We start from the raw sequence: 12,879 nt of genomic DNA, 5'->3' as shown, positions 1-12,879 counted from the left end.
GCGGCCCTTTGTGCGGCCATGAACACCAGCGTTTTGGCACAACCAGGGAAAAGTGATAAATCAGAAGCTATGACAGACCCAAAAAACTACGCGGCGGTGGCCATGCAACTGGCCGCGCATTCGATAGAAAAGACACCGGACAAAGCGGGTGCCCGCGCGCAGATGCTGGCCATGATTGGCGATATTGAAACCAAGATCCGGTCCGCGACGATTTTCATCCAGCAATATGCCGGCACCCCTGTGAAGCTCGCGGTGCTGCCGGAATATCTGCTGACGAGCTATCCGGGCAGAATTTCGATTCCCGATTTTGCCGACAAGGCTGCCCTGGAAATTGACGGGCCCGAATATGAAGCGCTGGGTGCAATGGCGCAAAAGCTCGGCATGTTTATTGCTGGCAATGCTTATGAAGTCGACGCCAATTTCCCCGGCCTCTATTTTCAGGCCTGCTTCATTATCGGCCCGTCCGGAGACGTGGTTCTGCGCTATCGCCGACTCAACAGCATGTTCGCACCGACGCCTCATGATGTCTGGTCGAAATATCTCGACATTTACGGCCTCGATGGCGTGTTTCCGGTCGCCAAAACCGAAATCGGCAATCTTGCCGCAATTGCTTCGGAAGAAATTCTCTATCCCGAAATCGCCCGGGCCCTGGCTCTGCGCGGTGCGGAAGTTTTCGCGCACAGTTCTTCCGAAATTGGGTCACCATTGGACACACCAAAGGATATCGGCAAGCGCGCCCGCGCACAGGAAAATATGGCCTATGTGATATCCGCAAATACCGCCGGTATTGAAGGAACAACCTTACCCCTCGCTTCCGCCGACGGGAACAGCATGATCGTCGACTACAAAGGCCGGGTCATGTCCGAATCGAACAGCGGGGAGACGTTCACCGCCTTTGCCGACATCGATCTGGGTGCATTGCGCGCCACGCGACGCAAACCGGCAATGACCAATTTCCTCGCCCGCCAGAGACTCGAGCTGTTTGCAGCGACCTATAGCGAATTGTCCGTACAAAAAGCCGATGGTTTGATCCAGGACAATGAAATCCGGTCCGCGAATCGCGATTATTTCCTCCGTACCCAGGAACAAACAATCGAACGCATGATCAAGGATGGTCTGATATGACGAAAAATACACCCGACAATCAAAAACTGGATGTCCCTCCGCCCTATAGTGCGGTTGCCCGGCATGGCGTTTCAGCCGAACCCAATCATGACGAGGTGGCCCGGTTTGATTTCCTTGCAAACTTCAACAAGTTCATGGCCAGCGCGCTGGGTACCGGCAACAAACTGGCTTATGACAAACGTGTTTTGCCCGCCTTTCAGAAAGAACATGGCCGCGAACCCAAGGACCGGTTTGAAATCCGCCATGCAATGAACAAGGATCCGTTTCACAAATTCTGGTCCGCGCTGAAACGCAACTCGATGGAAATGCGCCAGCAAAACGGGCGCGCGATCACATTGCGCCAGATTGACGAACTGAACGCCAAGGCGCAGCAATTTAATGAAGGCCGTGATACGCTGGAGCTTCATCCGGAGATTGAAATACCCCGCTATCAGAGCGCCGTGGACATTCATTGCATGCCTGGCAGCTATCATGGCGAGGAACTGGCCGGTGATGTTTCGGCCGGAGCCAATTATGATTGCGGCATCTTCGCGACAACTGGAGGTGGTCTGGGTGCGCTGACCGATGGCGGCGGACAGGCACTGGTGAAATGGATCAAGGAACAACGCCCCGGATGGGAACCACGCCGCGTGCTCGATATCGGCACGACAGTTGGACATAATATCGTGCCGCTGGCGCTCGCGTTCCCCAATTGCGAGTTTATTGCGATCGACACCGCAGCGCCGATCCTGCGTTACGCCCATGCGCGCGCGCAGTCGCTGGGTGCGACCAATATCAAATTTATCCAGGCAAATGCCGAAGACTTGTCGCGCTGGGATGACGGGACATTTGACTGGGTCCAGACGACAATGTTCCTGCATGAAACCAGCGGCAAGGCGTTGCCGAAAATCATCAGCGAAGGTTATCGCGTTCTGGCTGACAACGGCCTGATGTTCCACCTTGAGCAACCGGAATATTCGGATGAAATGCCGTTGTACGAACAGTTTATCCGGGACTGGGACGCGTTCAACAATAACGAACCTTTCTGGTCCGCAATGCATGCACTGGATATGAAAGACGAAATGGTGAAGGCGGGGTTTGATCGCAGCGAACTTTTCGAGAGCGGGGTCCGCGCGGTCGTCGATACCGACATATTCCCGACCAATCAGAATGACGATAACGAGGATCACGGACGCGCCGCATTCTGGCATGCATATGGCGCCTGGAAGAACAGCAATGAAATTCAGGAGGCAGCAGAATGACCGATACAGCATTTGACTGGATGGCAGCAGCAAACAAAAAAGCCAAAGGCAAGCGCCCGGAATATTTTGATGATCCGGAAGACGACCGGATGCTCTCGATCCTGATGGCAGTGGTTGGCGAAGTTTCGGTCATGCGCCAGCGCCTTGACACAGTTGAGCGGTTGCTGGACAGCAAGGGATCGATCAGTCGCGCGGATATTGAAAACTATGTCCCGGACAAGGATGCCGCCTATGAGCGCGGCGCGATGACCCGGGAATATATTTACCGGGTTATGCGCGGCCCCCATCAAATGGTAGAGGAGCTGGAACAGACAGAACTCCCGGTGGAAGAGGTGAGTCGTCAACTAAGGGAGATTTGATGCAAATATCAGGCAAAACCGCCGTCGTAACCGGAGGGAGCGATGGCATCGGCCTTGAACTTGCACGCCTGCTCCAGTCCAAAGGCGCATCCGTGATCATTTGTGGACGGAACGAACAGCGTCTCGAGGAAACGCGAAAAGAAGGTCTGAAAGCGATTGCAGCAGACCTTTCCACGGCTGAAGGATGCAGTGAATTTGCGGGTTCTTTGAACAATGAAACGATCGATATTCTGGTCAACAATGCCGGCATGTCGGGCAATTTCGGACCGGATGATCCGCTTGATCTCGCGCTGACCGACAAGGCAATCTTTCTCAATCTCAATGCGCCGCTTCATCTGATCGGCCAGTTGCTGCCGCAGCTCCAGACGCGCCCCGAAGCCATGATTGTCAACGTTACGTCCGGACTGGCGCTCGCTCCGCGTGGCGGAGGTCCGGTCTATTGTGCCGCCAAGGCAGGATTGAGAAGCTTTACACAAGCCCTGCGCCACAATCTCAAGCATAGCTCGATAAACGTGGTCGAGGCCTTACCTCCCGTTGTCGACACCAGTATGACGGCAGATCGCGACGGCAATAAAATGTCAGCGCAGGAATGCGCCAGTCAGATTGTCTCTGCCATGGAAAGCAACCGCCCCGAAGCCAATGTCGGCATGGTCAAAATCCTGCAGCTCGTGAACAGCATCTCTCCTGCACTTGCGCGCAAGATCATGCTGCGGTTCTAAAACGGTTTCACGGCGCCCAGGAAACAGACACCAGAGATCGTGATCCAGTAAATATAAGCAGCGATTCGCGCCTGTCCGATTTCCTTTTCCAGCGCAGCCTCTTCGGCAGCGTTGGGACCCGCTGCCAATATCCGGAACCGCTCTGTCCAGCGCCGCATGACCAGCCGCAAAAACAATCCGATACACAGGGCGAAGGCATAGAGGGCCATTTTTGCCGGATACCAGTGATTGCCATCGCCTGACTCGATGGGTCCACTGCCACCAAAGGCCATGAAGGAAACCACAAACAGAGCCAATATCAGGGGATAGCGGAGCTTTTCTTCCAGCATCGTCACCGTAATCCCGATGTCGGTTTCACGTTTGAGAAAGGCAGTCCATGTCATGCCGAGCCAGATCGCGAAGAACAGCCACATCAGCCAAATCCCGGCACCGTCAAGGAAGGGAACAAATCCGTACAGCTTGCCCATATGCAGACCCAGTGGAAGCAAAAGAACAATCCCGGTCCGTGCCAATATGTCGATTCGATAGGCGGTTTCCATATGGCGGCGGCGTTCTTCAAGCGACAATTCGCGATTCGTGACATGATAGCTGGTCTGAAACACGCCCCATTCGCCGCCCAGCCAGTAAACCATTGCCAAAATATGCACCCAACGCAGGATGCTCAGCTCATTTGCGGTCAAAAATTCCATATTTTGCGTCCCCTCGAACCTGAATTCATCTCCCCTCCAATTTGTCCGGACAAATTCCTCTTGGCAAGAGAAAAATGCACTGGCATGAAGCAAACAAGGAGAAAAACATGAAACATCGCATCGTCGAAGGGCGTCTGGAATATACATCGCGCAAGCCTGAAATGCAGGGCCAGAATCGCGGCTTCGAGACTTTCATGTTCACCCATCACAGCGATGGCAAGGTCACGATGCGCGCGCATTGCGAGATTTACGAGCCCGAACCAACGGTCATGCGGGATATTATTTACGCCATTGATGAGCACAAGCAGCCGATGGATCTGCACGTCCGGCTGACGGTTGGCGATGCATTCATGGGTTCCGGCTGGATGCGTTTTGACGGCGAGCAGATTGAAATGGAATCATACGGACCTTCCATTGGCAGACTGTCCCAGCAAGTGCATGCCGAACTGCCGCTGGACGGGTTCGGCACCCATCCTATCGTTTCCGACGGATATATGCTGTCAATGAAGGATTGGGACGAAGGACAGGCGCGGCTTCTGAATTGCTATTTGCCCTCACCCGATCATCGCGGTGCCACACCGCCGCAGATCGCTCAGGTCAAGATTGGCGCCGTCTATCTGGGCAAGGAAGAAGTCACGGTGAAAGCCGGAACCTTCCAATGCAAGCATCTGCAATTTGTCGATGATGCCAGTATCGTGCCCGGCACAGGCGGGATGGCCGGTGAACATCCTGCCTATGATGTCTGGATCACAGATGACGAAGACGGGATTTTTGTGCAAGGCGGCGTCGGTGGTTACATGATGACCTGGTACGAACTGGTCGAGCTCAAACGGTAATCATCACCTTGCCCATATGAGCCCCGCTCTCCAGATGGGCAAACGCGGCTGGCGCGTCGGCAAAATCAAAAACGCTCTCGACCACAAGCTCGATATTGTTCTCGCTCACGATTTCAAGTGCCTGCTGCAGCATCTGGCGGTCTCCTGACGCAATCCCCTTGATTGCCAGATTCTTGCCGATCATCGCACCCTGACTGGCGCTGGATGGGTCTTGCGGTGTCCCGGAAAGCGCCCCGAGACTGCCAATCCGCGCATTGACGCCGCATGCCGCCATGGTTTCTCCGAGTGCCGGAAAGCCCAATGTATCGACCACGACATCGGCACCGCGTCCGCCGGTCGCTTCCAGCAGCGCCGCTGCCCAATCCGGTCGGTCGCGATAATTGACGCAATAGTCCGCACCCATTGTTTTGGCGCGATCGAGTTTTTCATCACTGGAAGACGTGATCGCAAAATCCATGCCCATGGCCTTGGCAAGTTGCAGGGCAAATATCGAAACACCCCCGGTTCCCTGCGCAAGCACCAGATCGCCGGGCTTGGCCCCTCCAAACGCGATCATTGCGTGCCAGACTGTGCTGCCCACGACAGAAAAAGTTGCGGCGCTGGCGTCGAGAATATTCTCCGGTACAGCGATCGCCGCATTTGCCGGCAAGATGATTTTCTCGGCTAGCCAGCCATTTGCCGTAACTCCAAGGTCATTGCCGAACACGGCCATGCTGTAGGCACCTTCCAGCCAGGTGACAAAATGCGGCGCCATCACGCGCGTCCCGACATCCAGTCCGGTAACCCCATCACCAACCGCTTCAATCACGCCCACACCATCGGACAAGGGCACGCGATCTTCCGGTAGATCGGATCCGTAATCTCCGCGCAACACCATCAAGTCGCGATAGTTGAGGCCTGCTGCAGAGACTTTGACAAGAATCTCGCCGGGCCCTGGTACCGGATCCGGGTGTTCCGCCAATTGCAAACCGTCAATTCCGGTCTTTGGTCCCATTTGCCATGCTCTCATGCGTCTTCACTCCCTTGTTCGCGTAGCGGCGCGAATATTCGGTCAACAAATTCCTTCAGCTTGGCTTCGCGATCGGCAGCAGATGCGTCGCCGCCTTCGAGCGCCATCAGGCGTTCTTCCTGCACCCACATTTCCTGCGCCATATTCATAACCACGGCGACATATCGGTCCATGCCGGGGTCATCAAAAAATCGCGGCTGGCCATCCGGACCATATATGTCCTTTGGCGTGTCGTCTGGTTTGAAAACAGGATCGGCCATTACTGTTTCCATGCCCCGAACCCAAACCACATGATACCCTCGGCCAATCGTCCGGTCGTCTCGCTGTCGACAGCATTGGCATCTTCATTGGCTATGGCTTCGGCAACGGCATCTGCGCCGTATATTCCAATACTGGGCACAACAAACTGAAAATAGTCACTGGCTGCAAAACCGCCGGCTTCACAAAGCGACTTTGGGTCTTCGTCGCGATAGCCCTTGTAGAAGGGCTCTGAATTATACCAGCTGTCCCAGTCGAGATAAAAGCCGTCAAAAGCATTCATCTGGTCATTGGGCGGCAACTCCATATGCAGCAGCAAGCCGCCGGGCTTGAGCACGCGATAGGCTTCTTCGAACGCCGCAGCCCGCGCCTTTTTCGAAAGCTCATGCAAAAACATCGAAGAGAAAACCAGATCAAAACTATCGTCTTCATAGTCGAGCGCATCCGCAGACATTTGCTGGAAATGCACCTCCTGCCCCTGCATTTTCGCGCGTGCAGAAGCGTAGCGCAAGCCGCCCGCAGCCGCATCGATCGCTTCGACATGGGCATCAGGATAAGTCTGCTTCCAGGGCAGTGTGTTATGCCCAATGGTGCAGCCTGTATCCAGTATCCGCTCCGGTTTGAAGTCCGGAAATTTGCCGGACACATAGGCGGCCATGGACAGACCGATATCATCGAGATTAGCCCCCATCAGGCCCATGGAGAAAACAGCCAGGCCTTGATCATAGACCGCTCCGGCTTCGAGCGAAGATCCGCCGCGCGTGTAGCTGCCGGGCATAAGATGCACTTCAATCGCATCCACGTTGCGCGGAATCTCCAGATCGGGATCGAGCATCAGCGAGCCAGGCTGCGAATCCGCTTTGCCGGCTTCCGCCTCCATCCGTGCAATGTCGCGTTCAACCACCGAACCCGCCGCGTTCCAGACCATTTTCTGCGCCTGGACCCGCATCGCCGAATATATATTGAAAGCCGGGTCGCCCCGCATCGCCTGATGCGCTTCATTGCTGGTTTCCGGCGCCCTGCCGTTTTCCCGTGCAAAAGCAGGTGCCGCGCGATCATCATAGGCCTTGCGCATATCACCTGCGAGATCATTCAGGATGAATGCCCGGATGCCCGATACAAACCGCCCTCTAGCCGCTTCATCAGCCGTCAGTTGGGGTTTCATTGGATGTTGCAGTTCCACGCCCATAACTCTCGCTCCTCAAGAAATCTCGATCAATTGTACAATAGCTACACGCAACTGAAGGCAAGAGCAGCTATCAAAAATTCTGTTCCGCAAAGGCGTCAATTACGGCTGCGTCACCCGTTTGCCGGATCAGGGCCTGCCTGCGGAAAAAGCGCATCAGGCCGCTTTCTCCCATGCGCGAGGCACCCAGCCCGGAATAGCCGAAGCTGGATTTCTCTGCTTCCCAGACCATCGAGGTAAGCGAACCGTCGTTGATCGACACCGCACCTGCATTCAGCCGCGCAGCAACCGTCTCGGCCTCCGCAATATCAGCCCCGATGACAGCGGCGGACAAACCGAACTGGCTGTCGTTGGCCTGCCGGATCGCGTCATCCACATCATCAAAGATGATCACGGGAACGACCGGGCCGAAATTCTCTTCGCTGATGATCTCCATATCCGGAGTGACGCCCGTCAACACTGTTGGTCTGAGATAGAGACCCCCACCAAGATTTTCGACCTTTCCGCCCGCCACAATCGAAGCGCCCTGCTCCACTGCGCCATCAATCTGTGCCTGGGCAATCTGCGCCTGTTTCTCAAAAATAAACGGACCGATATGACCTTCCGATATATCCGGATAGTTCAGCTCGACCGATTGCGCCCGGGTCTTTAATGATTCCAAAAATGCATCCGCGATATCACGCGCGACATAAACACGTTCGATCGACTGGCAGGCTTGTCCGGTGTTCACAATGCTGGCGCGCAGGGCAATCCCGGCCGCCTTTTCCGGATCGGCGCTCGGCAATATGATCATCGGGTCCTTGCCGCCCAGTTCGAGACTGGCAGGGATAAACGCTTTTGCAGCCGCTTCGCCAACTTTGCGGCCCGTGGCAACCGAGCCAGTGAAACAGATATAGTCCACCTGACTGACCATCGCCGCACCGGTCGCACCATCACCCTCAATGAGCGATAAAACCGCTGCCAGTTCCGGAACCTGGCGCACTGTTTCCATCAAGGGCTTGATGAAACGCGGCGTGACTTCGGATGGTTTTATCAGCACTGCCGAACCCGCCATCAAAGCCGGGATCGCATCAATCAATGCCAGCGTCATCGGGAAATTCCACGGACTGATCACGCCGATTAGCTGGTAGGGCACCAACCGCGTAGAGGTCGTAATTGTCGGCACCGAAGTCGGCTGCTCTGCAGGCTGTCCGGCTGCAATCAGACCAGGAGCCATTCCCGCCCAGCGCCGGATTTGCCCTGGCACTCCCGCCGCTTCGATTTTCGAAATTCCGCCGCGCCCCGTGTCATCCGTCAAAGCGGGCGTGATGGCACCCAGATGCGCTTCGATCGCATCCGCCCATTGCAGCAAAACAGCGCCGCGCTGCTCCGGTGTTTTTGCGACCCAAGCCAATTGCGCTTCGCGCAATCTGCTGACTTCGCCTGCCACGGCTTGCGCATCGAGCGGCGCGATCTCATAGTCGGCCTCACCGGTGCGCGGATTGCGTATTTTCATTGTCCTGCTCTCCAGCCGTCCAGCATGGTATCTCCGCGTGTAAATCCAATTTCCGGGCGATCCGAGAGACTGGCGATCAATTGCTCGAACGCTCCTATGCGATATGGTAGTCCCATGATGTAAGGCGTCAAATGCATGGGCAGCATCCGTCCCCCATGCTGCTGCGCTTCGCCGAGCAGCCAGTCCGCGGCATCGATCATTTGCTGTGCATAGCTGTCAACCGACTGCTGCTGGACATTGATGATCTGACGATCTGACAATTCGTGATTGAGCGGAATGTTGGTGATCTCGCCCGCATCGGTCCGGAACGCATAAGGCAGCTCGTCATTCACCCAGTCGCACATATAATCGACACCGGCATCGGCCAGCAGCTTTGCGGTGTTGAAGCTTTGTGACCGGGCAATGGAGAGCCACCCGCGCGGACGTTGTCCCGTCGCCTTTTCCAGAGCATCAAGCGAACCAGCGATAAGGGAACGCTCGTCATCCTCGGTCATACCACTGGCAATCGTGCCGTTCATATCGGTGGAATGCGCAATAATCTCATGCCCGCCGCTCACAATGTCACTGATTAGTTGCGGGTATCGCTCGGCAATCACACTATTGGTCGCAACAGATATTTTCGCACCCGCTTTTTCAAACGCATCGAGCAATCGATAAATGCCAATACGCGTCCCGTATTCCCGCGCCGTATAGTGCCGGTAGTCCGGATAGGCGGTCTGCATGTGGCCTGGCGCCCGAAACGGATCATCGGTCGGCACCATCGGGAAATATTCCAGACTGATGACCGGCCAGATCAGCAATTTCCTGTCATCGGGCCATGAGACGGGTTTGCGCTCGGACAGAATCGAATAGGGATAATAGTCATGATCCATCCCGCGTCCGCGTTTGGCATATTCCGTATAGCTTGCATCGAGACTCATGATCCGCCTCCCGCCTGAGCCCGGAAGCTGTCGACAATATCGCCCGCCCTGGTGATCCATGCCCGGTCATCGGCGGCAATATGTTCGAGGACTGCTTCAAATGGACCGATCCGATGCGGTTGTCCGATCAAATAGCTGTGCAGCGGGATACACATGACTGTACCCGACACCGCACCTTCGTCCGCCAGCCGGTCATATTGCCGGATCAGCGTGTCCGCATATTCGCGTGGGCTCATATTGTAGATGAAAAAGCCATAATGGTCATTTACTTCGAGACTGTAAGGAATGGCCGTCAGCTGCCCCGAAGCTACGTGCACATCGGTCGGCTGGTCATCATGATAGAGATCGCAGGTATAATCCATGCCATATTCGGCCAATAGATCCAGCGTGCGCGGAGTGTGGGTCAGCGCGGGTGCCAGCCAGCCGCGAATGCGCTGTCCTGTGGCGCGTTCCACGGTCGCGATACTGTCTTCAATAATCGCCCGTTCCTGTGCTTCGTCCATGCCGTAGCTGTAACGGGTGTTGTAAATGCCATGGCTGAAAAATTCCCAACCGCGCTGACTGGCATCCTCCACAACTTCGGGAATATGATCGCACAGAGCGACAGACAGGCTGACCGATCCGGGGAAACCATGTTTCGTCATCATCTCGGCCATCCGCCAGTGAGAAACACGGTTGGCATGATCTCGGTGACTATAGCCCACCACATCGGGATGTGGTTTGGGCCAGCTCTTGCGGTGCGGATTTACCGCCGGATCAAGTTCGTAATATTCCAGGTTGGGTGCGACCCAGACTGCACAGGTCTTGCCGTCCGGCCACTGAATTTGGGGTCGCGGCTGTCTGGCACTGCGATAGGGTGCATAGTCAAACAGCCCGGGATCGGATTTCTGCGCTTCAGCCATTATCTCGCCTCGAGCCAGTCGATGACCGCCTGCACCGGTTCGACATCGGCATATTTGATCTGGAGGTCAGTGAGATTGGCGAAATGATAGCTTTCATGTTTGTCCGCACAGGTTTCGATCGGAACAATCGTTCGGTACCCATGGCTCAGGGCATCCACTGCTGTTGCGCGAACACAGCCAGAAGTGGATCCACCGGTCACAATCACGGTGTCCACTTTGTGCCAGATCAGATAACTGGCCAGCTGGGTTTCAAAAAAGGCGCTGGGCATGCGCTTGGTATATTGCAGGTCGTTACCTTTGACGTCGCAGCGCGGGTCGAGCTTGTGGCGCTCGCTGTCATATTTGATATTCTGAAGCGAATCTTCCGTATCTGTCCGCGTACCCCAGACACCTGCATCACCCGCATCATCCTTGTAAGCCACACGGCTCCATATCACCGGCATGTCTCTGGAACGCGCCAAGGCCGAAATCTGGTTGATATAACCAATCTGGTTGGGGTCGGTCTCATAGGCCGTCTTGAACATGTCCATTCGGGTATAGGCTTGCTGGACATCAACATTTACGATTGCCAGTTTTTCGCCAAATCCGAATTTCTTGCGCGCGGAATTGGCGATCAATTCTTCGAAAATGTCCCGGGCAGTGCGGCCATCCTCAACCATTTTTGTACCAATAATCGCCATATTTCAATCTCTCCAGAATCGATAAAAAGACAATAAACACAAGAAAAAGCTTGTCGAGACAAATTTGTCCGGACAAATATGATTTCATCATGATCACTCGCCACTTTATCGATGTCCGCAAGGACAGCAACTCACGCCGTGTCCATTACCGCAAGGCGGGCAAAGGCCCGCCGCTGCTGATGGTTCACCAAAGCCCGCGCAGTTCAAAAGAATATGAACCGCTGATGGAACAATGGGCAGAGCATTTCACCTGTATAGCTCCGGATACTGCGGGTTTTGGGCAGTCGGAACGCTTGCCGGGCAATCCGGAAATCAATGAATATGCCGACTCGGTTGTGGATTTTCTCGATGCAATTGGCATCGGAAAATGTGCCGCTTATGGGTTCCACAGCGGCGGGATTATTCTCGTCACGGCGGCCAAGAGACACCCGAATCGAATCACCAGCCTCGCGGTTGGTGGCTATGCAATCTGGACCGAAGCCGAAAAAAACCTGTTCGGCGATCGATATTTGCCGGACTTCCACCCGTCAACATATGGCGAACATCTGACCTGGCTGTGGAACCGGGTGCTGGAACAGAGCTGGTTCTTTCCATGGTTCGCCGCGGATGATGATCATCGGCTCAGTCTGTCCAATGACAGTCCCGAACGGGTGGATGCAGTTGTGCAGGAAATGCTCGACGCCGGCCATGCCTATCAGGCGGGCTATGGCGCGGTCCTGAGAGCATCTCGCGATATTCCGGTAGATAATACGGTCGCGCCGCCTTGCCTGATCAGCGCTTATGACGGCGATCCGTTGCAAGATCATATCGATCGCCTTGGTCGCATGCCATCAAACTGGGCAGCGCAAAAGGTCCGCACACCAGAAGACCATCAAGCCGTCAGTATTGCGCATCTGACGAAATTTGAAACTCCGGCTTGTGGATCACTGGCAGAGACAGCCGACGAAGGCTTTATCAAGATCAAGACCACTGGCTTTGACGGGCTGATTCACTGGCGCGGAAGCAAAAGCGCATCGCGCCTCATATTGCACGCCCCGGGATATGCTGCATCGGACGCGCCCGCGAAAGAGACGGTTGCCATCGACTTGCCGGGTCATGGGATTTCTGATGGCTGGCCCGCCGAACCACCGCAAAACTGGGCGGATTGGCAGGATGTTATTGACGCGGTGGCATTGGCGCTCGGCACAACGACAACAGTATTTCCGGATCTTCCAGCTGGCGATGCTGGTCGTCTCTATCCGGACTTGAGCCCGGACCGGTTTGGAAATTATCTCGGCATGGCCTGGCAGATTGTTCGCGCGCGCCACATATTTGCGCCCTGGTATTCCGCAGATCCGGCTCACGAGATCAAGTTTGATCCGGCAGTCCTGGAACCGGAAAATCTCGCCGTCGAACATCGCGCGCTGATCAATGCGCCGGCAGCCCGGCATTATCATTTGGCTCTCCAGTCAAAATAACGA

Annotated in this window: 14 protein-coding genes; 6 read left to right on the top strand and 8 right to left on the bottom strand. The window is 55.4% G+C overall.

Translation table 11 applies throughout. The features are described from left to right. Positions 1–69: 69 nt before the first annotated feature. Genes ABJI30_RS00565 through ABJI30_RS00550 form a run of 4 tightly spaced genes read left to right on the top strand, consistent with a single transcriptional unit; the run spans position 70 to position 3,444 of the window. Entirely contained in the window at positions 70–1,125 is a 1,056-nt protein-coding gene (locus ABJI30_RS00565; protein ID WP_348014950.1) for a nitrilase-related carbon-nitrogen hydrolase, read from the top strand. Then, positions 1,122–2,366, top strand: a complete 1,245-nt coding sequence (locus ABJI30_RS00560) for a class I SAM-dependent methyltransferase (RefSeq protein WP_348014949.1) — start codon at positions 1,122–1,124, stop codon at positions 2,364–2,366. The genes ABJI30_RS00565 and ABJI30_RS00560 overlap by 4 nt, the downstream gene beginning before the upstream one ends. Further along, a complete protein-coding gene (locus ABJI30_RS00555) occupies positions 2,363–2,725 on the top strand; it encodes a hypothetical protein (RefSeq protein ID WP_348014948.1) in 363 nt (120 codons plus the stop codon). Before ABJI30_RS00560 ends, ABJI30_RS00555 begins: the two co-directional genes overlap by 4 nt. Further along, positions 2,725–3,444: an SDR family NAD(P)-dependent oxidoreductase gene (locus tag ABJI30_RS00550; protein ID WP_348014947.1), complete on the top strand. Its 720-nt coding sequence runs from the start codon at positions 2,725–2,727 to the stop codon at positions 3,442–3,444. The genes ABJI30_RS00555 and ABJI30_RS00550 overlap by 1 nt, the downstream gene beginning before the upstream one ends. Here ABJI30_RS00550 and ABJI30_RS00545 read toward each other — a convergent pair. Further along, positions 3,441–4,133, bottom strand: a complete 693-nt coding sequence (locus ABJI30_RS00545; protein ID WP_348014946.1) for a hypothetical protein — start codon at positions 4,131–4,133, stop codon at positions 3,441–3,443. The two genes, ABJI30_RS00550 and ABJI30_RS00545, sit on opposite strands and share 4 nt — an antisense overlap. Before the next feature lie 107 nt (positions 4,134–4,240). On the opposite strand from ABJI30_RS00545, the gene ABJI30_RS00540 reads away from it, so the two are divergent. Next, on the top strand, positions 4,241–4,969 hold the full coding sequence (locus tag ABJI30_RS00540) for a hypothetical protein (protein WP_348014945.1): 729 nt from the start codon (positions 4,241–4,243) through the stop codon (positions 4,967–4,969). Here the strand turns inward: ABJI30_RS00540 and ABJI30_RS00535 are convergent. The 7 genes from ABJI30_RS00535 to ABJI30_RS00505 form a co-directional block, all read right to left on the bottom strand. After that, positions 4,959–5,978: an NAD(P)-dependent alcohol dehydrogenase gene (locus ABJI30_RS00535; RefSeq protein ID WP_348014944.1), complete on the bottom strand. Its 1,020-nt coding sequence runs from the start codon at positions 5,976–5,978 to the stop codon at positions 4,959–4,961. The genes ABJI30_RS00540 and ABJI30_RS00535 overlap by 11 nt on opposite strands. Beyond that, complete coding sequence (locus ABJI30_RS00530; RefSeq protein ID WP_348014943.1) at positions 5,975–6,238, bottom strand: hypothetical protein; 264 nt, start codon at positions 6,236–6,238, stop codon at positions 5,975–5,977. Before ABJI30_RS00530 ends, ABJI30_RS00535 begins: the two co-directional genes overlap by 4 nt. Further along, positions 6,238–7,401: a class I SAM-dependent methyltransferase gene (locus tag ABJI30_RS00525; protein WP_348014942.1), complete on the bottom strand. Its 1,164-nt coding sequence runs from the start codon at positions 7,399–7,401 to the stop codon at positions 6,238–6,240. Before ABJI30_RS00525 ends, ABJI30_RS00530 begins: the two co-directional genes overlap by 1 nt. A 94-nt stretch (positions 7,402–7,495) precedes the next feature. Then, the gene (locus ABJI30_RS00520) at positions 7,496–8,917 is read right to left on the bottom strand and encodes an aldehyde dehydrogenase family protein (RefSeq protein ID WP_348014941.1); all 1,422 of its coding nucleotides are present in this window, start codon (positions 8,915–8,917) and stop codon (positions 7,496–7,498) included. Beyond that, the gene (locus ABJI30_RS00515) at positions 8,914–9,837 is read right to left on the bottom strand and encodes a polysaccharide deacetylase family protein (RefSeq protein WP_348014940.1); all 924 of its coding nucleotides are present in this window, start codon (positions 9,835–9,837) and stop codon (positions 8,914–8,916) included. The genes ABJI30_RS00520 and ABJI30_RS00515 overlap by 4 nt, the downstream gene beginning before the upstream one ends. Continuing rightward, entirely contained in the window at positions 9,834–10,739 is a 906-nt protein-coding gene (locus ABJI30_RS00510) for a polysaccharide deacetylase family protein (RefSeq protein ID WP_348014939.1), read from the bottom strand. The genes ABJI30_RS00515 and ABJI30_RS00510 overlap by 4 nt, the downstream gene beginning before the upstream one ends. Next, the gene (locus tag ABJI30_RS00505) at positions 10,739–11,419 is read right to left on the bottom strand and encodes an isochorismatase family protein (protein WP_348014938.1); all 681 of its coding nucleotides are present in this window, start codon (positions 11,417–11,419) and stop codon (positions 10,739–10,741) included. Before ABJI30_RS00505 ends, ABJI30_RS00510 begins: the two co-directional genes overlap by 1 nt. A 50-nt stretch (positions 11,420–11,469) precedes the next feature. Here ABJI30_RS00505 and ABJI30_RS00500 point away from each other — a divergent pair, with 50 nt between their 5' ends. Beyond that, positions 11,470–12,876 carry an alpha/beta fold hydrolase gene (locus ABJI30_RS00500; protein ID WP_348014937.1) on the top strand — a complete coding sequence of 469 codons (1,407 nt, stop codon included), beginning with the start codon at positions 11,470–11,472 and terminating at the stop codon, positions 12,874–12,876. The last annotated feature ends 3 nt before the right edge of the window (positions 12,877–12,879 follow it).

The sequence above is a fragment of the Parasphingorhabdus sp. genome (genome assembly GCF_039968395.1).
In the GTDB taxonomy this organism is placed as follows: domain Bacteria; phylum Pseudomonadota; class Alphaproteobacteria; order Sphingomonadales; family Sphingomonadaceae; genus Parasphingorhabdus.
The sequence above is the reverse complement of the archived record's forward strand: the minus strand, read 5'-3'. Positions and strand labels throughout refer to the sequence as shown.